Below are 19,750 nucleotides of genomic sequence, written 5' to 3'. Positions count from 1 at the left end.
AATGGTGCCGCCGGAGCCTTCGCGCGGCGCCCGCAAAGGGGAGCGTACCGGCGTGCGCCAGCGTGGGACATGAACATCAACGTCTCCTCCGAAGCCTCCGGCGTGGCGCCGGCCCGGGTCTCGGCGCTGCGGGCGGAAGCCGAGGCGCTCTATCTCGGCACCCGGCCGAAGACCCGCGCGGCGGCCGGCGCGGCGGCGCATCTGTTCCAGGGCGTGCCAATGCACTGGATGGTCGACTGGTCGACCCCGGTGCCGCTCGTGGTCGCCGACGCGACGGGCGCGCGACTGACCGATGTCGACGGGCACGGCTATGATGATTTCTGCCTGGGCGACACCGCCTCGCTGTTCGGCCACGGCCCGGCGCCGGTGGCAGAAGCGCTGATCCGGCAGGCGAAGCACGGACTTGCCACCATGCTGCCCAGCCCGGATGCCGGCCTTGTCGGGGACCTGCTCGCGTCCCGTTTCGGCCTGCCCTACTGGCAGATCGCGACCACGGCGACCGATGCCAACCGCTTCGCTCTGCGCGCCGCGCGCGCGGCGACGGGGCGCCCGCGCATTCTCATCTTCGACGGCGCCTATCATGGCGCGGTGGACGACACTTTCGTGGGGCTCACGGCCAATGGCCGGCCGGCCAACCGCCCGGGCCTGCTGGGCGAGCCGCGCGACCTGACCCTGCTTACCCGCGTGGTGCCGTTCAACGATCTCGATGCCGTGGAGGAGGCTCTGGCCGACCACACGGTCGCCTGCGTCATCACCGAGCCGGTGCTCACCAATTCCGCCATGGTGCTGCCGCAGCCCGGCTTTCACGAGGGGCTGCGCGAAATCACCCGCCGCCATGGCACGCTGCTGCTGATCGACGAGACGCACACGCTCTCCAGCGGGCCGGGCGGCTATAGCCGCAAATTCGGCCTGTCGCCGGACATGTTCGTCGTCGGCAAGGCCATTGCCGGCGGCATTCCCGCCTCCGTCTGGGGCATGACCGAGGATGTGGCGGACCGGCTGACTCGTGCCCGCGACAGCCAGCCCGAGGGGCGCTCCGGCATGGGCACCACGCTGTCGGGCAGTCCGCTGCAACTGGCCGCGCTGCGGGCGACCCTGGAACAGGTGGCCACCGAGGAGGCCTATGCGCACATGAACCGGCTCGCCGACCGCATGGAGCGCGAACTGACGGGAGTGATTTCCGAGGCTCGCCTGCCCTGGCATGTCGCCCGCTGCGGCGCGCGGGTGGAAGTGGTGCGCGCGCGCCTGCCACTCTGGGACGGCGGACAGGCCAGTACCGCGCATTTTCCAGCGCTGGAGACTGCCATTCACCTGGCGCTGCTGGTGCGCGGCGTGCTGATCGCGCCGTTCCACGACATGATGCTGGCCTCTCCCGCGACGACGGATGCGCAGGTCGACCGCCTCATCGCGGCGACACGCGATGTCGTGCAACGACTGACGGCCTGAAGCGGGTCGGCTGAAGGGGCTCAGCCCTTCAGCGTCTCGAAACCCGCTTCCTTCCAGGCCAGGATGCCGCCGGCCATGTGGCGATGGAGATCGACGCCGGCCGCCTGCGCCGCCGCCGCCGCCCGCTGCGAGCGCTGGCCCGAGCGGCAGGAGAAGACCAGCGTCTTCTCGCCGGGATCGGGAAGCTGGCCGGCCTCGAAAGTGGACAGCGGAAAGTCCACCGCGCCGGGAATGCGCTCGGCGGCGAGTTCGTTCGGCTCGCGCACATCGACGAGCAGGATGGTGCCGGCTTCAAGACCGGCCTTCACCTCGTCGACCGACAAATGCTCGATCACGCCCCCGAAGGGATTGGGCTGCTGCATCGCGTCGCTCCTGACTGTTCTCGAGGAGGTAGACCCGCGCCCGGCCGACCGCAAGGGGCATCAGCCCCCGGAGCACGCGCGGCGCGCGTCAGGCCGGCGTACGCGGCGGGCGGGCGACGACGACACCCGCGACCACCATCAGGCCGCCAATCATCACCATGAGCGAGGGTACCTCGCCGAATAGCATCGCCGCCAGCGAGGTCCCGACCACGATCTGCAGCAGCAGCACGGTCGATACAAGCCCTGCCGGCAGCCGGCCGAGCGCGACCGTCGTCAGCCCCTGCCCCGCCGCATGCGCCACGAGACCGAGCCCAACCACCGCCAGCAGCCCTTTCAGGCTCTGTGGCACGATCACCTCATCCGTCGCCACGGCCCAGACGAGGCAGACGATGGCGCCGGTCGCCGAGGAAATGAAGGAAGCCATGCCTCCGCCGAGGCCGACACCGCCGGCCCCGTCATTGCGGCGCAGTGTTCGGGTGACGATCACGTAGCCACCGTAAGAGACGGCCGCGACGACGCAGAACGCATCGCCGATCAGGCTGGCGGCATCCCCGCCATGCGCCCCGGCGCTACGCGAGATGATCAGCGCCGTGCCGACAAGCGCCAGCACCAGCGCCGCCATCAGGCCGCGCGTCGGCCGTTCGCCCAGGCACAGCCAGCCAAAGATCAGCACGAAGACAACGGCGAGATTGCCCAGCAGCAGGGCATTGGCGGTCGTCGTGCGTACCAGGCCGAAATGGAAGGCGATCAGGTCTGCGCCGAAGAACAGCCCCGCGAAGGCCGCGAGGAAGAACTGCCGGACGGTGAACAGGCGCAGCGGACCCGCAGCCCCCGCCCGACGCCGACGCGCCTGCCCGACCCGGTATTCGGCATAGGCCCAGACGGCGGTGGGACCGAGCGCGAACAGCAGGCGCCAGAAGCCGATCGCGGCCGGGCCGGTATCGGCCAGCCGTACGAAGATCGCGGAGAAGCCGATGCATATCGCCCCCGCGATCGCCGCCAGAAAAGCGTTGCGACGCAGGAGCGCCTCATGAGCCTCGCCCGAGAGCGGAGCGAGGAGATGAAAACTGTCGGTCGCGACCGGAGAGAGGGCGGCGGCGGGGGGCGGAGACATGATGACCTGAGCGATGGAACAGCGCGAAAAATGCGGGAACGCGGGAGACAGGGAAGCCGACCTTGCGGCCCGGCACCGCCCCACGCTGGTGGATGTACACCCGGCCGAGATATCGCCAAAGCGAGTTTATTTTGTCGTTTCATTCGCAAAAATGATATGAACGAATGCCGGCGGCGGTGCCGGCATAGACCGGACCCACCCGATGCGCCATCTCGACACAGAATCCCTTGGCATGCTGATCGCCATCGTCGACACCGGCGGCTTCACCGCCGCGGCGGAGCGGGTCGGGCGCACGCAATCGGCGGTGTCGGCGCGGATCGCCCAGCTCGAAGTAAGCCTTGGCGTGCGGCTGCTGGAGCGCTCAAGGCGCGGCATCGCGCTCACCGAGACCGGCGAGCGGCTGGTCGCCCATGCCCGCCGCCTGCTCGCCTTCGAGAGCGAGGCGCTGGCGGATCTGAAGGGCGGCACGCCGGAAGGCAGCGTGCGGCTCGGCATGCCGGACGATTATGTCGACGCCTATTTCACCCCCACCATCGCGCGCCTCGCGGCGGCCTATCCGCGCGTGGAGATTTCCATCCGTTGCGACCTGTCCAAGAACCTGGAGCCGGAGGTCGAGCGCGGGCAGATCGACGTCGCGCTGGTGACGCGCGATCTCACGCGCCCGACCGGGGAACTGCTCAAGAAGGAAAAGCTGCTCTGGCTGGGCGCGCGCGGCCATCGCCCCGAACGCGGCGAGACGCTGCCGCTCGCCCTCTTCCCCACCGGCTGCCGGGCGCGCCCGCATATTGCCGCGGCGCTGGACAAGGCCGGCCGCAGCTGGCGCGTGGCCTGCACCTCCTCCTCCCATAGCGGCATCTATGCGGCGGTGGAGACCGGACTGTGCATCACCGCGCTGCCCGAATGCGCCGCCCCGTCGGAATGGCGGCGGCTGGGCCCGGCGGAGGACCTGCCGCCGCTGCCCGACACCGAGGTCGGCCTGCTGATCGCCCCCGCCGCCTCACCGGCCGCACGGCGCCTCGCCGAGACGCTGCGCGCCGCGCTTTCCGTGCCGACGGTCGTCGCGGCGGCGTAGCGCGTTTTCACGCTGCGTCTTCGCGCGGAAACCCGGCTGGGCCCTTCCGGCAGCGCCCTTCCAGCGGAAAGGATCCGGCCCCACCTGTCGTGTAAAATTCACATGCACGGGTGGGGCTTCCGCGCTACCCGTGCGTCTCATGAGCGATGCGCAAAACGATGATATGGCGGCCGAAACGCCGCCCCTGGCGGCGGACCTCGATCGCCCGGCCGGCACGGCCGGCGAGGTGTTTGTGGCCTTCCTCCGCCTGGGGTTGACCTCCTTCGGCGGTCCTGTCGCGCATCTCGGCTATTTCCGCGACGATCTCGTCAAGCGGCGGCAATGGCTGACCGAGGACGCCTACGCGACGCTGGTGGCGCTGTGCCAGTTTCTGCCGGGCCCGGCTTCCAGCCAGGTCGGCATGGCGATCGGCCTGATGCGCGCCGGGCTCGCCGGCATGGCGGCGGCCTGGATCGGCTTCACCCTGCCTTCCGCGCTGCTCATGCTCGCCGTCGCCTATGGCATCACCACAACGGCCGGCATCGCCGCGGGCTGGCTTGCCGGGCTCAAGATCGCGGCCGTCGCCATCGTCGCGGATGCCGTGCTCGGCATGGCGCGCAACCTGTGCCCGGATCGCGCACGGCGCACCCTCGCGCTCATCGCCGCCGCCGCGGCCGCGAGCGTGCCCGGCGCGGTGGGGCAGATCGGCGTGATTGCGGCCGGCGCGCTGGCGGGACTTGCCTTTCTCACACCCGACACGACGCCCGGCCGCATGCCGGCTCATGCTCCGGCCGGCCACCTGCCCGGCAGGAGCGCCTCGATCATCGCCCTGCTGGTCTTCGCAGCGCTGCTGGTCCTGCTGCCGCTACTGGCGAAGGTGACGGGCAATGGCGGCATAAGTCTCGTCGACACACTCTATCGCGCTGGCGCGCTGGTGTTCGGTGGCGGCCATGTGGTGCTGCCGCTGATCGAGGCGGAACTGGTGCATCCCGGCGGCCTGACGCGTCAAACCTTCCTCGCCGGCTATGGCGCGGCGCAGGCGATGCCGGGGCCGCTCTTCTCCTTCGCCGCCTTTGTCGGGGCGGCCATGCCGGGCGCACCGAACGGCGTGACGGGCGGGCTCATTGCCCTCCTTGCCGCGTTCCTGCCCTCGGCGCTGCTGGTTTATGGCGCGCTGCGGTTCTGGACAGCGCTGGCGGCTGACCGCCGGGTGCGCAGCGCCATGACCGGGGTCAATGCCGCCGTGGTCGGCCTGCTCGGCGCCGCGTTCTGGGATCCGGTGGTGACATCGAGCATCAGTTCGGGGCGCAGCTTCGCGCTCGCGCTCCTCGCCTATCTCGCGCTGGCGCTGTGGCGCGTGCCGGCCTGGGCCGTGGTGGCCGGCGCCGCGCTGGCCGGGGGCCTGCTTCTGTGATCAGCCGCGCGTGATCTTGAACGGCGAGAAGGACTGGCAGGTCGCGAAGGGCTGGATGCGGTTGATATTCACGTGGCGCGGCACCGATGTGACGAAGAATACCTGCTCGGCAATATCCTCGGCCGTCAGCGGCTGGGTATTGGCGTAGATGCCGCCGGACTTTTCCGAATCGCCATGGAAGCGCACCAGCGAGAACTCGGTCTCGACGAGGCCCGGCTCGATATTGGTGACGCGCACCCGCGTGCCCGCGAGATCGGCGATGAGGTTGAGCGCGAACTGCTTCACGAAGGCCTTGGTGGCGCCGTAGACGTTGCCGCCGGGATAGGGATAGTCGCCGGCGACGGAGCCGGTGAACACCACATGCCCCTCACCGCGCTCGACCATGCCGGGGAGCGTCGCCCGCACCGTGTAGAGCAGGCCCTTGATATTGGTGTCGACCATCTCCTCCCAATCGTCGAGGCTGGCCGCGTGCGCCGGTTCGAGGCCGAGCGCGAGACCGGCATTGGCGAACACCACGTTGAAGGCGCGGAAGGCGTCCGGCAGTTTGTCCAGCGCCGCGCCCAGCGCCGCCTTGTCGCGCACGTCGACCTCGAGGGGGTGGAAATTCGCGCCCAGTTCGTCGCGCAGCGCGATCAGCCGCTCGGTCCGCCGGCCCGTTCCCACCACCCGCGCGCCGGCCAGGACATAGCGTCGCGCCGTGGCCGCGCCGATGCCGGACGTAGCGCCGGTGATGAGGACGGTGAGCGTCGAGGGATCCAGCATCTGGTACACGGGCGGGTTCCTATTCCAGTGTTTGGCGAGCGCAGCCTGTTGCATCGCACATAGCCTGTCGCCATGCTGGCGTCCATGCGTGCGACGCGACCGGCGACCCGGAGCGCGCCGGCGGCCGGGTAACGCCGCTCGCGGGAGGCTCGAGGAGCCTTGGCCGGGGCGGTTCGAGGTTCTTGATCCGGTGACGGTACGTTAAGGATTTGTTGAGCATAAAAAGAGTCGTGGATGGCTCCAGGCTGCCGCCACGGCAGGGTCACGCTCACGCCACGATCCTTGACGACACAGGTATATCCGCTGCACGGCCCTGCCGGCGCGGCGATCCAAGGGGCAAGGGTCCGCGCGCCGCGCGGGCAGGAGTGACAGGTCGATGCGGTTCCAGACCTTCGTGGCAACGGCCAGCATGGCGGTTCTCCTGGGCGGTTGCAGCACGACGCTCGACGGTTTCGGCGGCGCCCAGGCGACCGCCTCGGCCAATCCCAGCCCGATCACCCCCGCTCCCTCCGGTTCGATCGTCAGCGCCCCCGTCCCTGCGCTGGAGGGGACCTATGGCGCCACCGCGACCACCGCCGCCGCCGCCGTCACCCCTCGCGCGGCGGCGACCCCGGTCGCTCTCTCGCCTCCCGCCGCCACGGCGCCCGGCGGCGTTGCCTATGCCGAGCCCGGCGCGGCGCGCACCCAGTTGGCCGGCGTGTGGGATTTCGCCTGGGACAACGGCCAGAAGACCTGCAAGGTCACGCTTTCCACCACGCGCGGCATGTCCGGCTTCGCCGCCAATGCCGATGTGGGCTGCCCGAACGACATCTTCATGACCAAGGGCTGGGACGTCTGGGGCAACGACATCGTGCTGCAGAACCATCTCGGCAAGGTCACGGCCCGCCTGCAGCCCGCCGGCGCCGGTCAGTATGACGGAGCGACCACGGCGGACGGCTCGAAGATCAGCCTCACCCGCTCCTGAGCGACCGGATCGATCCAGTCATTCCGGATGGATTGCACGCCGTCTCACGTAAGCATTTTGCCCGATCCACGGCGATTTACGCATCGGAACGACCGCATCTGTCATGCGGACGTGAAAAATTCTTCTTATAATTGAAATAGATTTCCGTCGACTTCGTATTCCCTCGGATTGCGAAGTGATTGCGCTGTGAGAACTTGGCAACAGCTGCCCGTCACATTGTCGGGAACAGGCAAATAGTTCGTGCGTTAAAGGGCGGAGCGGTTCATTCTGCCCATCGGAAAAGCTGATTGATTCGCTCGTACGATCAGAGGGGGTTGTGATGCTGCAGGCAGCGACGATGACCAGACAGTCCAGCTCCGCACCGACCACGCCTCTGGGAGCCGCGCCGCTTGGAGCGGCCACTTCCGTGGCGGCCATGCGCGAGGCGGACCCGGCGCGTCAGATGTTTGCCCGGCGCGATGCCCCTTCGATCTCCCACCTCATGACCCAGATGCTGGATCTCACTCGTCCCGGCAGTGATGCCGAGGCGTTGCGGCTGCTGCGTCAGGCTTTTCCTGCCGCGCCGCTGACCGCGCGCGTCGAGGCGATGGCCCGGCGCGCCCGCTGATTTCGTCGGCTTCCGGCGGCAGCCCGCTCGCCCCTTCCCATAAGGCCAGGTTCCGGCTTCAGGCCTTATGGCCCGGTTGCGCCGCGATCAGTTCAGCTGGTTCGGCGGCCGGTGCTCTTCCTGCGGCTCGGGCTTGATCTCATCGCGGTGCAGCCCCTCGGACCGCGCCGGCTCCACGGCGCCCGCCCGCTGGCGCGCATCATGGTCGCGTGCCAGCCGCGCATAGCGCATCGCCGAGAAGGGCAGCGAGGCGAGATAGGCGATGCACAGCACCGACAGCGTCGCCCACGGCCACGTCACCAGCACCGCGACGAACAGCACGACGCAGACGAAGAGCGGAATGACCTGATCGCGCGGGATACGCGAGCCAAGCCGCTTGCCCGACCACGCCGGCAGCTTGGAGGCCATCAGCAGCGCGATCGCGAAACAGTAGAACGCCGCCACCGCCGGCGAGGCGATGAGGCGTGGCAGGCCGATCAGTTCGAGATAGACCGGCAGCAGCACGCAGATAGCCCCGGCCGGCGCGGGCACGCCGGTGAAGAAATCCGAGGCGAAAGCCGGCTTGTTGGGATCCTCCAGCATCACATTGAAGCGCGCCAGACGCAGCGCCGCGCAGATGGCGAAGGCCAGCGCGGCGATCCAGCCGATCGAGCCGAGCGATTCCAGCCCCCACATGTAGAGCACCAGCCCCGGCGCCACGCCGAAGCAGACGAAATCCGACAGACTGTCCAGTTCCGCACCGAAGCGCGAGGTGCCCTGCAGCATGCGCGCCAGCCGCCCGTCCATGCCATCCAGCACGGCGGCGAGCACGATGGCGCCGAGCGCCAGTTCCATGCGCCCCTCGATCGCCATGCGGATGCCGGTGAGGCCGGCGCAGAGAGCCAGCAGGGTGACGAGATTGGGCAGCAGCAGGCGCAGCGGCACCGCCTGGAAGCGGCGGCGGCGCGGCCCCGGCTCATCCGGCTCGAAGGATTGGAACAGGTCGGACATCGGGTGCCTCGCAGCGCTTCGGTTCAATCGATGCGGAAGGTCGGCTCAGGGCCGAAGGCCTCGCGATCGGCGAGGACGGTTTCGCCCGCAATGGCGCGCTGGCCCTCGGCCACCAGCGCCCGCGTGCCGGCCGGCAGATAGACGTCGACGCGCGAGCCGAAGCGGATCAGGCCGAAACGCTCGCCCGGCGCGAGGCTTTCGCCCTCGCGCACGAAGCTGACGATGCGCCGGGCCACCATGCCGGCGATCTGCACCACGCCGACCGCACCGATCGCGGTGTCGAGCACCATGCCGGAGCGTTCATTGTCCTCGCTGGCCTTGTCGAGATCGGCCGAGAGGAACTTGCCGGGCCGATAGGCGATGCGCGTGATGCGGCCGGCGAGCGGCGCACGGTTCACATGCACGTCGAACACGTTCATGAAGATGCAGATGCGCGGCAGCGGCACGTCGCCGAGCCCGAGTTCGGCCGGCGGCACGGCCGGGCCGATGAGGCACACGCGCCCGTCGGCCGGCGAGACCACCAGCCCCTCGCGCACCGGCGTCACCCGCTCGGGATCGCGGAAGAAGTAGCAGATCCACACGGTGATCAGCACGGCGATCCAGCCGAGCGGGGCAAACAGCCATAGGAACAGGACGGACGCCGCCGCGCCGATCAGGATGAACGGGTATCCCTCGCGGTGAACGGGCACGAGGCCGCTGCGGATCGAGTCGATGACGGACATTAAGCGCTGTTCCTGAGATCTTCCGCCCGTTCGCGGGCCCCTGAGAGGTAGGGCGACGCGCCCGCGCCGTCAAATGCCATGCGCCGGAACCGGGCGCATGGCTGCCCTTCGGTCACGCCGCATCGCTGGCCGTGGCGGGCTCGACCGGGGCTCCGAGCGTCGGCTCCACCGCTTCCCCGGCGGCTTTCAGCGTCTCGCGGGCCCGCTCCGCCTCGCGCTGGCGCTCCCACATGGAGTGATAGAGCCCGTGCCGGAGCATCAGCGCGGCATGGGTGCCGCGCTCGGCGATGCGCCCCTGTTCCAGCACGATGATCTCGTCGGCGCCGACCACGGTGGACAGGCGATGGGCGATGACCAGCGTGGTGCGCCCGCGCGAGACGCGCTCCAGCGCGTCCTGGATTTCGCGCTCGGTATGGCTGTCGAGCGCCGAGGTCGCCTCGTCAAGGATGAGAATCGGCGGGTTCTTGAGGATGGTGCGGGCGATGGCGACGCGCTGCTTCTCGCCACCGGAGAGCTTCAGCCCGCGCTCGCCCACCTCGGTGGCATAGCCCTTCGGCGTGCGCCGCACGAAGCCGTCGATCTGGGCCAGTTCGGCGGCGCTCTGCACATCCTCCTCGCTCGCCTGCGGGCGACCGTAGCGGATATTATAAGCCAGCGTGTCGTTGAACAGCACCGTATCCTGCGGAACCATTCCGATGGCCGCACGCAGGCTCTCCTGCGACACCTCGCGCAGATCCTGCCCGTCTATGGAGATGCGGCCGGCATTCACGTCGTAGAAGCGGAACAGCAGGCGCGACAGGGTCGACTTGCCCGCCCCCGACGGGCCGACAATGGCAACGGTGCGCCCGGCCGGCACGTCGAAGCTGATGCCCTTGAGGATTTCCCGGTCGGGATCGTAGGAGAAGCGCACGTCCTCGAAGCGCACATGCCCGCCCTGGATCGTGAGGGCGCGCGCGCCCGGCGCGTCGCGGATTTCCGGCGGGCGGGCGAGGATGGCGAACATCGCCTCGATATCGATGAGCGACTGCTTGATCTCGCGATAGATCATGCCGAGGAAGTTCAGCGGCTGGTAGAGCTGTATCATCATGGCATTGACCATGACGAAGGAGCCCACCGACTGCCGCCCCGCGCGGATGTCGAAGACGCACAGCACCATAACCGCGGTGAGGCCGAGCGTGAAAATCGCCGCCTGCCCGGCATTCAGCCAGGCGAGCGAGGTGTCGGTGCGGATCGAGGCGCGCTCGAACCGAGCCATGGAGCGGTCATAGCGATCCGCCTCCCATTTCTCGGCACCGAAATATTTCACCGTCTCGTAGTTGAGCAGGCTGTCGACCGCCTTGGCATTGGCGTCCGTGTCGCTCTCGTTCATCGCCGCGCGGATGCCCATGCGGAATTCGGTCATCAGGAAGGTGAAGATTGTGTAGGCGACGATCATGGCGATGGCGGCCAGCACATAGCGCCAGTCGAACTGCCAGAGCAGCACGCCGATCACCATCGCGAATTCCAGGATGGTTGGCGCGAGGTGCAGCACCAGCATGCGCACGATGGTCTCGATGCCCTCGCGCGCGCGCTCCAGCACCCGCGTCAGCCCGCCGGTCTTGCGCTCCAGGTGGAAGCGCAGCGACAGCGCGTGCATGTGCTGGAAGGTCTCCAGCGCCAGGCGCCGCACCGCATTCAGCGCCACCTTGGCGAACAGCCCGTCGCGCCATTGCGTCAGCCCCGCCGTGACGACGCGCGAGACGCCGTAGGTAAGCGTCAGCATCAGCGGCGCCGCGATCAAAAGGCTGATCGCATCGGTCGAGATTTCAGCGCCCTCGCGCATCGCCACCGCGTCGGTCGCCCATTTGAAGAAGAAGGGCGTCGTCATGGTGGCGATCTTGGCGAGCACCAGCAGCAGGAGGCCCCAAGCGACGCGCGCGCGCAGGTCCGCCCGGTCGACCGGCCAGAGATAGGGCCACAGCCCCTTCAGGGCGACGAGCAGGCTGCCGCGCGGATTGATCTCCGAGGCCTTGGTCGGGCGCGAGAGCGCCTTTCCGCCGTCAGGTGCGGACATGAGACTTCCAGTTCTGCGTCTTGCTCAGGCCTTTTTGGCCCGAATTCCCGAATGTGTTGTCGTTCAGATAGGCGTCGAAAGGCTCGAAACCAAGGCGTCGGCACGCGGCGCAGGGTTGCGCCGCCCGTCATCAAGGGCCGCGAACAGGGTCCCGACCTGCGTCGCCAGCGCGGCGAGACTCTCGCGATCGAGGCAATAGCAGGAGCGAGGCCCTTCGATGGTGCCGGTGATGAGCCCGGCCTCCTTCAGAACTTTCAGATGCTGCGACACGGTCGATTGCGCGAGGGTGAGCCCGCGCACGATCTCGCCACACTGGCACCGATCCGCCGCCGCCAGCGCCCGCACGATCGCCAGCCGCGCCGGATGCGCGAGGGCGCGCAGGCGCAGGGCGAGGAGGTCGTCGTCCGGCATATCCATGCCGATCGTTTATCGTCGATGAACGATGACGGCAAGGGAAAGACGTTCCGTTCGAGAGGCCTGCCCACCTCGGACTGGACGCGCCGGCAAGAGGCGCGCTACGTCATCTTGCTACCGTCGCGTGCAGAGATCGCGCGCGGAGATCGCGCCCCTCACGCCCCGACGGCCATCCAGGATTCACCCGTGTCCCGCCAGCATGCCCGCCCCGTCCTCATCCGCGACAACCTACCGGCGATATCTCTCGCCCCCGTGACGCTCGGCAGCGGGGATGGGGCGATTTCCGAGGCGGACATCCAGCAGCTGGTGCACGAGCACCCCTCGATGCTGCCGATCGCCGAGATCGACCCCGCCTTCCAGAACCCGGTGGCCATCTGCCGCGAATTGCGCACCACGGCCGGGGCGATCGACAACTTCCTCGTCACGCCCGGCGGCATGCCGGTCATCGTCGAATGCAAGCTGTGGCGCAACCCGGAAGGGCGCCGCGAGGTGGTCGGGCAGATCCTCGACTACGCGAAGGAGCTGAGCCGCTGGTCGCAATCGGATGTCCAGCGCGAGGTGAATATCCGTCTCGGCACAACCGGGAATGTCCTGCTGGAAAAGGTGCGCTCCGTGGCGCCCGAGACGGACGAGATCGGCTTCAACGATGCGCTGACGGCGAATCTGCGGCGCGGGCGCTTCCTGCTCCTGATCGTCGGCGACGGAATCCGCGAGGGGGTGGAGGCGATTGCCGAGTATCTTCAGCGCCATGCGGGCCTGCATTTTTCCTTCGGGCTGGTCGAACTGCCCTTCTTCCGCCTGCCGGACGGCAGCCGGCTGGTGGCCCCGCGCATCCTTGCGCGCACGGTGAACGTGGTGCGCCACGTCGTGGCGCTGCCGGAGGGGATGGCGATCACCGACGGTGTCACTGATGACGAAGCTACCGAGACGACCGATCCGGACGTGACCGAGTTAGCGGCCAAGCGTCAGCAGTTCTGGAAGGAATTCCTCAGCGTGCTGAAGCTCGACGACCCCGAACAGCGAATTCCCAATCCATCTCGCCGGGGTTATCTCAATTTTATGCTTCCTGCTCCGAGCGGAAGCAGCTGGTTGTGCGTTTACCGCGAAATGAAAGACAGTCGGGTCGGCGTATTTCTGGCATCGACACGCGACAGCGCGGGTGAATACGCGGAACAGCGCCTCGAAAGCGAATGGAGCGAGATACAGCCTCTCCTCGGCGGCAGCGCAAAAATTCAAACAGGCTCGTATGAACGCGGACATATTGGCGACGCGCGGGTCTTCGGCGATCTGAACAATTCGGAAGTGCGCCAGCAGGCGTTCGCCTGGCTCGCCGAGCGCACCAACACCTTCGTCAACGTGCTGCGCCCCCGGGTACGCTCGGCGGTGGCCGATTACGAGGCGAACCAGGGCGCCTGATGTGGCGCCCGCCCCTCCCCTTCGTCCGCACCGCGCACTCGCGCATTTCCCGTGCACGGCGACTCTTGTCGACACGCCTTTTGCTGTGCACCATGGCGGACATGACAAAGATCAAAAGCGTATGCGTCTATTGCGGCGCGGCTCCGGGCAACGATCCGGTCTATCTCGCCGCGGCGATCGAGCTCGGCCGCCTGTTCGCGCATGAGGGGATCCGCCTCATCTATGGCGGCGGCGGCGTCGGGCTGATGGGGGCGGCGGCGCGCGCCTGCGCGGAGGCCGGCGGCATGGTCACCGGCATCATCCCCGATTTCCTGATCGGCAAGGAACAGGCGTTCGAGCACGCGCACGAGCTGATCGTCACCCGGGACATGCACGAGCGCAAGCGGCTGATGTTCGAGCGGGCCGACGCGTTCATCGCCCTGCCCGGCGGCATCGGCACGCTGGAGGAACTGGTCGAGCAGCTCACCTGGGTGCAGCTCAACCGCCACGCCAAGCCGGTGATGGTGCTCAACATCGCCGGCTTCTGGGACCCGCTGCTGACGCTGTTCGACCATATGCAGGCGACAGGCTTCGTCAATGCCGGCCGGCCGATCCGCATGCTGGTCGCCCACCATGTGCGGGCCGTTCTGCCCAAGCTCAACGCGGTCGTCGCCCCGCTCGTCGAAGGCGAGCTGCATGGCGCGGCCGAGGAGCGCGTGCTCGACCGGATGTGACGCGCGGCGGGCATGGCCGGGATGGCGGCGCCCTGCCCGCCGATCGCCGCGGGGGGTGGCGGGGGCCGTGTGGCGCCCGGTCCCCACACGCGAGGCCGCCCTCAGCCGGGCGTCGACATCTCGGCCGTGAGCTTCTTTTCCAGCGTCGTGTTGCCGAGCCATTCGCCGCCGCGCTGCACGGTGTTGCGCTGGCGCGCCACGTAGCCGCGCGCCTGAAAGAAGGCGAGCGCGGTATCGCTGGCGTCGACCGTGAGGCTCTTCGCGCCGCGCGCGGTTGCCAGTTTCTCGATCGCCACGCACAGCAGCGTGGCGACGCCCTCGCCGGCAACCTCCGGGCGGATGTAGAGAAGGTCGATGATGGTGTTCTCGGCCAGCGCGATGAAGCCCACCGGCTCGCCCGCGCGCGTCGCCACCAAGGTCAGCCGGTCGGCGAGGCGCTCGGCCAGCGCCTCCTCATCGGCGAAGGCATCCGCCCACGCCTCCTGCTGCCGCTCGTCATAATCCTCGCCGGTGAGTTCGAGGATGGCGGTCATGGCGATGGCGGCGAGCAGCGGCACGTCGCCGGGCAGCGCCGGGCGCAGGGCGGCGGCGGGTTCGACCGGCGGAGATTCGGCGCTCATCGCCGGGGCTCCCAGCTGGTGGTGCCGTCCTTGTTGTCCTTCAGCGCCACGCCGAGCGCCAGCAGCTCGTCGCGGATTCGGTCGGAGGTCGCCCAGTCGCGATTGCGCCGCGCCTCGATGCGCTCGGCAAGGCGCGCCTCGATCTCGGGCGGAGACAGCGCCAGCTCGGGCGCCTGCGCCGCCCGCCATGCCTGCAACGGCCCGGGCGTGAAGCCGAGAAAGGCAAGCGTGCCGGCCAGCGCCTTCTTGCCGGCGTGGTCCTTCAGCCCATGCATCTCGGCAATGGCCTTCGGCGTGTTGAGGTCATCGGCCAGCGCCTCCAGCACGGCCGGCGCTGGGCGCGGATAGGCCTCGTCGGCCGCCGCATCGAACCATTGTTCCAGAGTGCGGGCGCTCTCGTCCAGCCCCTTCACCGTCCAGTCGATCGGCTGGCGGTAATGGGTCTTGAGCATGTTGAGGCGCAGCACGTCACCCGGCCAGTCGGCGAGCAGCTGGCGGATGGTGATGAAGTTGCCGAGCGATTTCGACATCTTCTCGCCTTCCACCTGCAGGAAGCCGTTATGCATCCAGACCTGGGCCATGATGTTGGTGTGGAAGGCGCAGCGCGACTGCGCCACCTCGTTCTCATGGTGCGGGAACACCAGGTCGATGCCGCCGCCATGGATGTCGAAGGTCTCGCCGAGATGCTTCCAGCTCATGGCGGAGCACTCGATATGCCAGCCCGGCCGGCCCGGCACCTCGATGCCCGCCGGCGAGGGCCAGCCCGGCTCGCCCGGCTTCGAGGGCTTCCACAGCACGAAATCCATCGCGTCCTGCTTGTAGGGCGCCACGTCCACGCGCGCGCCCGCCAGCATGTCGTCGAGCGGGCGATGCGAGAGATTGCCGTAATCGGGCATGGAGGGCACGGAGAACAGCACGTGGTTCTCCGCGACATAGGCATGGCCGGAGGCGATGAGCTTCTCGATCAGCTGGCGCATCTCGACGATATGCTCGGTGGCGCGCGGCTCCACATCCGGATGCAGCACGCCCAGCGCTTCCAGGTCGTCGTGGAATTGCGCCTCGGTGGTGAAGGTCACGCGCGAGATGGCCTCGTTGAGGTCGAGGCCGGGAAATTCCTGCGCCGCGCGCGCGTTGATCTTGTCGTCCACGTCGGTGACGTTGCGCACATATTTGACGTGGTCCGCGCCATAGAGATGGCGCAGCAACCGGTAGAGAATATCGAACACGATCACCGGGCGCGCATTGCCGATATGCGCGAAATCATAGACCGTCGGGCCGCAGACATACATGCGCACCGCCGCCGGGTCCAAGGGAGCGAACCCCTCCTTGGCGCGCGTGAGCGTGTTGTACAGCTTCAGTTCGGGGAGGCCCGACGCAGAATTGCCCGACATGTGTCCATTTCTCCACACGCCCCCGTTTACAGGGGGGCGACGCCGCGTCTGTCGTCGCTTTGGCCCGCCGCGTCAAGCGTAGCGGGCCAAAACGCGCGACGCGTCGCCGGCGCACCATTACCAGGCTGCGGTTGACGGTGTCGGGGTGGCCGGATTATTTCCCCGCGCCTCGGCAGCGGATCGTGCCGCTGATGAATCGTTAAGGGTCGCTTCAAACCTTTTCGCCACATTCGCGTTAAGCGATCGGAGGCCCTCGGGCACCCTGTCGCCGCCCTTCCGCCACACCACAACCCCAGTTCGTATCATGCGCCCCGCTTTGCGTTTTCGTGCCGCCCCGCTCCGCCTCACCCTGGTGGCCGCGCTTCTCGCCCTCGCCCCGGCCGTGGCCAGCGCGGGGACGGCGACCGAGATCTTCACCGTCGATACGTCGGAAGGCTACGGGATCGATGCCTGCCTCGCCTCCGGCGCCAGCTGCGGGCAAGGCATCGCCGATGCCTGGTGCCGCGTGCATGATTTCGAGCGCGCGGTCAGCTTCGGCAAGGTGAAGAGCGACGCCACCCCGATCGCCTCGGCCGGCAAGAGCGTGCGCACCGCCTGCACCGGAACGTCCTGCCCGGATACGGTCGCCATCACCTGCCAGTGAACGCCGTCACGGCGCACGGACACGCGCGGACGGGGCCGGCGCCATGCCGGCCCTTTTTCATGGGCAGACCGTCTCCCGACTAGAGGGCGTCGCGGGCGAGGCCGTGCTCCACCAGCCGGTCGATCACCTCGGCATAGGGAACGCCGCTGGCCGCCATGGCCTTCGCGTACATGCTGATATCGGTGAAGCCGGGAATGGTGTTGAGTTCGTTCAGCAGCACATTCCCCTCATCGGTGACGAAGAAATCGACGCGCGCCATGCCGTCGCAGCCCACCGCGCGGAACGCCGCCGCCGCCACCTCGCGCAGGCGCCCCTCCATGCCTTGCGGCAGCTCGGCCGGCACCTTGATCAGCGCGCCGTCGGCATCGATATATTTGGCATCGTAGCTGTAGAAGCCATGGGCCTCTGCTGGCACGATCTCGCCGGGGCGCGAGACGAACAGGCCACCGGCCGGATCCTCCAGCACGCTGCACTCGATCTCGCGGCCACGGATGAACGCCTCGGCCAGCAGCTTGCGGTCATATTTGAAGCCTTCCGCCAGCGCCGCCGCGAAGGCCTCCGCGGTCTCCACCTTGCTGACGCCGATGGACGAACCCTGCCGCGCCGGCTTGATGAACATGGGCAGGCCGAGTTCCGCCGCCACCTCGTCGAAGGTGGGCGGAGCCGATTCGTGGATCGTGACGGCGCGCGCGGTCTCGATGCCCGCCGCGCGTAGCAGCCGCTTGGCGATGTCCTTGTCCAACGCGGTGGCCGAGCCGAGAATGCCGCAGCCCACCAGCGGCACGCGGGCGACCTCCGCCAGCCCCTGCACCGAGCCATCCTCGCCATGCATGCCATGCAGCACCGGGAACAGCATGTCGATGGGCGCCAGCTCATGGGCGGGCCCATCGGCCGGCAGCGCCAGCAGGCGCCCGCGCCCGCCGGGCACGAGGCACAATTCGGTGCCGGTCTCCGGCCGGGCGAGTTCGCCGTCCGTGAAGGCGCTGAGCAGCCAGGCGCCCTCGCGGGTCACGTATACCGGCAGCGCGTCATAGCGCGCGGGATCGAGGGTGAGCATGACATTGGTGGCCGACATCACCGAGACGTCATGTTCCGGCGAGCGTCCGCCAAACAGCACGGCAAGGCGGAGCGGGGCGGCGTCTGGGCGATGGGTCACGGAATTTCCCCTGGATCTGGCGATGGTACCGAGTGAGGGGCGAGACCTGTCACCAAATCCTTAACGCCGCGACACAAGCCTGCCGCGACGGCACGCCGCCCCGCCCTCGCCTATTCACGAAATCCGCTATTTCACGAAATCCGCGCAGCGGGGCGCCTCGCCACTGGCGCCCCACGGCATGATCGGCACGGTGGAGGTCGAGTTCTTCGGGCTGCCGTCGATCAGCTTGTCGGAATAGACGAGATAGACCAGCACGTTGCGCTTGGCGTCACAGCCGCGCACGATCTGCATCTTCTTGAAGATGAGCGAGCGGCTCTCGCGATAGACCACGTCGCCCTGCTCGAACTTGCCCTTGAAGGCGATCGGCCCGATCTGCCGGCAGGCGATGGAAATGTCGGACACTTCCTCCGCCACGCCCAGCATGCCCTTCACCCCGCCCTTCTCGGGCACGGTGTAGTGGCAGGCGACGCCCTCGACGACCGGATCGTCGATGCCATAGGTGGCGAGCTTGTCGTCCGGGGTGAGGAACTTCCACACGGTCGACTTGCGGAAGATGAGGTCCGGCTCCTGCGCATGAGCGGGCGCGGAGGCGAGGCCCGCCACGAGCGCCAGGGCGCCGAGCATGGCCGCGCCCAGGATGGGAAGACGGGAGGCGAATCGGGGCATGGACATCAACTCCGGCGGCAGGACATGCGCAAAGGGCCGTCGATCATATGGGATGTCGTTGCGACAGGACAAAGGCGGCCGGCGGTTTGCGGGGCCCGCGCGGGAGGGTTCAAAATTTCGACACCCTCGCCATGCTCATTGCCCTCGCCGCTCATTTCCGGCACACAGCCCGCGCAGCCGAGTGAAAACAGCCGAACCCATGATGTCATTGCCGAGCCGCCTCCGCCTGTTCCTTTCCGCCGTCGCGACCGTGGCTTGTGCGGGAATGGCGCTCGCGCAGGACGTGCCGCCCGGCACCTTGGGCGGCGGACAACCGGGCGACCGCTCGGTCTGCATCCGGCTGGAGGGCCAGCTTGCCGCGCTCGACCGTGGCGGCGGCGGTGGCCAGCAGGACCTTGGCGCCACCATCAACCAGCAGCGCCAGACGCTGGCCGACCTCACCGCGCAGGTGCGCCAGCTCGGCTGCGACAAGCGCGGCTTCCTCATCTTCCAGCCGCAGCTGCCGCCGCAATGCGAGGCGCTCAACGGCCGGCTGCAGCAGGCCCGCTCGGCGCTCGACCGCACCATGTCGGCCGCGCAGGGCCAGCGCAGCGGCAATGACGAGCAGCGCCGCCAGCTGGTCTACGCCCTCGCGCAGAACAATTGCGGCGCGCAGTATCAGGCGGCCATCGACCAGTCGCAGGGTGGCGGCGGCAACGCGCAGCAGCGCCGGGCGCCGCGCAACTTCTTCGAACAGCTGTTCGGCGTGCCGCGCCAGGTCGAGGAAGAGGCCGGCCCGATCGACCAGCCGCCGCTGGAAATGCCGAAAGTGTCGACCTATCGCACGGTCTGCGTGCGCACCTGCGACGGGTTCTTCTTCCCCGTCTCCTACGCCGCCACGCCGGCGCGTTTCTCGGCAGACGAGGCCTCCTGCCAGCGCCAGTGCCCGGGCACCGAGGCGCGGCTGTTCGCCTATCGCAATCCCGGCGAGGACATCCAGCAGGCGGTGGGCACCAATGGCCAGCCCTACATGTCTCTGCCCAATGCGCTGCTGTTCAAGAAGCAGTTTGTGGCGACCTGCTCGTGCCGCCCCGCCGGCATGAGCTGGGCGCAGGCGCTCGGCCAGCAGGACGACGCCACGCTGCGCAAGGGCGATATCGTCGTGACCGAAGATGCCTCGCGCGAAATGGCGCAGCCGCGCCCGGCAACCCCGGTGCCGGCCAACGCGACCAAGAAGCCGTAAGCCGCAGCGAACCGGGCTCTCCGG

At 68.4% G+C, this 19,750-nt stretch carries 19 protein-coding genes and 1 pseudogene; 9 read left to right on the top strand and 11 right to left on the bottom strand.

Going from position 1 to position 19,750, the window contains the following annotated elements; translation table 11 throughout:
- Positions 1 to 69 precede the first annotated feature (69 nt).
- Positions 70 to 1,446 (top strand): aspartate aminotransferase family protein, encoded by a 1,377-nt coding sequence (locus FHS55_RS03460; RefSeq protein ID WP_183188252.1) that lies wholly within the window; start codon positions 70 to 72, stop codon positions 1,444 to 1,446.
- Between the two features lie 20 nt (positions 1,447 to 1,466).
- Here the strand turns inward: FHS55_RS03460 and FHS55_RS03455 are convergent, their stop codons facing one another.
- Positions 1,467 to 1,808 carry a rhodanese-like domain-containing protein gene (locus FHS55_RS03455; protein WP_183188251.1) on the bottom strand — a complete coding sequence of 114 codons (342 nt, stop codon included), beginning with the start codon at positions 1,806 to 1,808 and terminating at the stop codon, positions 1,467 to 1,469.
- Between the two features lie 88 nt (positions 1,809 to 1,896).
- Entirely contained in the window at positions 1,897 to 2,922 is a 1,026-nt protein-coding gene (locus FHS55_RS03450; RefSeq protein WP_183188250.1) for a DMT family transporter, read from the bottom strand.
- A gap of 202 nt (positions 2,923 to 3,124) precedes the next feature.
- Between FHS55_RS03450 and FHS55_RS03445 the strand changes: the two genes are divergently transcribed.
- Both FHS55_RS03445 and chrA read left to right on the top strand, forming a co-directional pair.
- A complete protein-coding gene (locus FHS55_RS03445) occupies positions 3,125 to 3,994 on the top strand; it encodes a LysR substrate-binding domain-containing protein (RefSeq protein WP_183188249.1) in 870 nt (289 codons plus the stop codon).
- 163 nt (positions 3,995 to 4,157) lie between these two features.
- Entirely contained in the window at positions 4,158 to 5,387 is a 1,230-nt protein-coding gene (chrA, locus tag FHS55_RS03440; RefSeq protein WP_183188627.1) for a chromate efflux transporter, read from the top strand.
- On the opposite strand, the gene FHS55_RS03435 is transcribed toward chrA, so the two are convergent.
- Complete coding sequence (locus tag FHS55_RS03435) at positions 5,388 to 6,158, bottom strand: SDR family NAD(P)-dependent oxidoreductase (RefSeq protein ID WP_183188248.1); 771 nt, start codon at positions 6,156 to 6,158, stop codon at positions 5,388 to 5,390.
- Between the two features lie 367 nt (positions 6,159 to 6,525).
- Here FHS55_RS03435 and FHS55_RS03430 point away from each other — a divergent pair, with 367 nt between their 5' ends.
- Both FHS55_RS03430 and FHS55_RS03425 read left to right on the top strand, forming a co-directional pair.
- Positions 6,526 to 7,113, top strand: a complete 588-nt coding sequence (locus tag FHS55_RS03430; RefSeq protein WP_183188247.1) for a protease inhibitor Inh/omp19 family protein — start codon at positions 6,526 to 6,528, stop codon at positions 7,111 to 7,113.
- Between the two features lie 319 nt (positions 7,114 to 7,432).
- Positions 7,433 to 7,720: a hypothetical protein gene (locus FHS55_RS03425; RefSeq protein WP_246339788.1), complete on the top strand. Its 288-nt coding sequence runs from the start codon at positions 7,433 to 7,435 to the stop codon at positions 7,718 to 7,720.
- A gap of 87 nt (positions 7,721 to 7,807) precedes the next feature.
- On the opposite strand, the gene pssA is transcribed toward FHS55_RS03425, so the two are convergent.
- The 4 genes and pseudogenes from pssA to FHS55_RS03405 all read right to left on the bottom strand — a co-directional run bounded on the left by pssA (position 7,808) and on the right by FHS55_RS03405 (position 11,902).
- Positions 7,808 to 8,710: a CDP-diacylglycerol--serine O-phosphatidyltransferase gene (gene pssA, locus FHS55_RS03420; protein WP_183188246.1), complete on the bottom strand. Its 903-nt coding sequence runs from the start codon at positions 8,708 to 8,710 to the stop codon at positions 7,808 to 7,810.
- Positions 8,711 to 8,733: 23 nt separating this feature from the next.
- Positions 8,734 to 9,435: pseudogene (locus FHS55_RS03415) on the bottom strand (phosphatidylserine decarboxylase); the annotation flags it as partial.
- 109 nt (positions 9,436 to 9,544) lie between these two features.
- Positions 9,545 to 11,485, bottom strand: a complete 1,941-nt coding sequence (locus tag FHS55_RS03410; RefSeq protein ID WP_183188244.1) for an ABCB family ABC transporter ATP-binding protein/permease — start codon at positions 11,483 to 11,485, stop codon at positions 9,545 to 9,547.
- Between the two features lie 63 nt (positions 11,486 to 11,548).
- Positions 11,549 to 11,902 (bottom strand): ArsR/SmtB family transcription factor, encoded by a 354-nt coding sequence (locus FHS55_RS03405; protein ID WP_183188243.1) that lies wholly within the window; start codon positions 11,900 to 11,902, stop codon positions 11,549 to 11,551.
- A gap of 18 nt (positions 11,903 to 11,920) precedes the next feature.
- On the opposite strand from FHS55_RS03405, the gene FHS55_RS03400 reads away from it, so the two are divergent.
- Complete coding sequence (locus FHS55_RS03400) at positions 11,921 to 13,315, top strand: DUF4268 domain-containing protein (protein WP_183188242.1); 1,395 nt, start codon at positions 11,921 to 11,923, stop codon at positions 13,313 to 13,315.
- Between the two features lie 101 nt (positions 13,316 to 13,416).
- Positions 13,417 to 14,028: an LOG family protein gene (locus tag FHS55_RS03395; RefSeq protein ID WP_484477009.1), complete on the top strand. Its 612-nt coding sequence runs from the start codon at positions 13,417 to 13,419 to the stop codon at positions 14,026 to 14,028.
- A 101-nt stretch (positions 14,029 to 14,129) separates the two neighbouring features.
- Here the strand turns inward: FHS55_RS03395 and FHS55_RS03390 are convergent, their stop codons facing one another.
- Both FHS55_RS03390 and cysS read right to left on the bottom strand, forming a co-directional pair.
- The gene (locus tag FHS55_RS03390) at positions 14,130 to 14,648 is read right to left on the bottom strand and encodes a GNAT family N-acetyltransferase (protein ID WP_183188240.1); all 519 of its coding nucleotides are present in this window, start codon (positions 14,646 to 14,648) and stop codon (positions 14,130 to 14,132) included.
- Complete coding sequence (cysS, locus tag FHS55_RS03385; protein ID WP_183188239.1) at positions 14,645 to 16,039, bottom strand: cysteine--tRNA ligase; 1,395 nt, start codon at positions 16,037 to 16,039, stop codon at positions 14,645 to 14,647. The genes FHS55_RS03390 and cysS overlap by 4 nt, the downstream gene beginning before the upstream one ends.
- Before the next feature lie 304 nt (positions 16,040 to 16,343).
- Here cysS and FHS55_RS03380 point away from each other — a divergent pair, with 304 nt between their 5' ends.
- Positions 16,344 to 16,682: a hypothetical protein gene (locus FHS55_RS03380; RefSeq protein WP_183188238.1), complete on the top strand. Its 339-nt coding sequence runs from the start codon at positions 16,344 to 16,346 to the stop codon at positions 16,680 to 16,682.
- 79 nt (positions 16,683 to 16,761) lie between these two features.
- Here FHS55_RS03380 and FHS55_RS03375 read toward each other — a convergent pair whose 3' ends face one another.
- Together FHS55_RS03375 and FHS55_RS03370 are read right to left on the bottom strand one after the other, a co-directional pair.
- Entirely contained in the window at positions 16,762 to 17,838 is a 1,077-nt protein-coding gene (locus FHS55_RS03375; RefSeq protein ID WP_183188237.1) for a D-alanine--D-alanine ligase, read from the bottom strand.
- Between the two features lie 126 nt (positions 17,839 to 17,964).
- The gene (locus FHS55_RS03370) at positions 17,965 to 18,504 is read right to left on the bottom strand and encodes a CreA family protein (RefSeq protein ID WP_183188236.1); all 540 of its coding nucleotides are present in this window, start codon (positions 18,502 to 18,504) and stop codon (positions 17,965 to 17,967) included.
- A gap of 265 nt (positions 18,505 to 18,769) precedes the next feature.
- On the opposite strand from FHS55_RS03370, the gene FHS55_RS03365 reads away from it, so the two are divergent.
- On the top strand, positions 18,770 to 19,726 hold the full coding sequence (locus FHS55_RS03365) for a DUF2865 domain-containing protein (protein WP_246339787.1): 957 nt from the start codon (positions 18,770 to 18,772) through the stop codon (positions 19,724 to 19,726).
- The last annotated feature ends 24 nt before the right edge of the window (positions 19,727 to 19,750 follow it).

Origin of the sequence: Ancylobacter tetraedralis, from assembly GCF_014195655.1 — a bacterium.
Lineage (GTDB): Bacteria > Pseudomonadota > Alphaproteobacteria > Rhizobiales > Xanthobacteraceae > Ancylobacter > Ancylobacter tetraedralis.
This window is presented reverse-complemented; position numbering and strand designations above follow the sequence as displayed.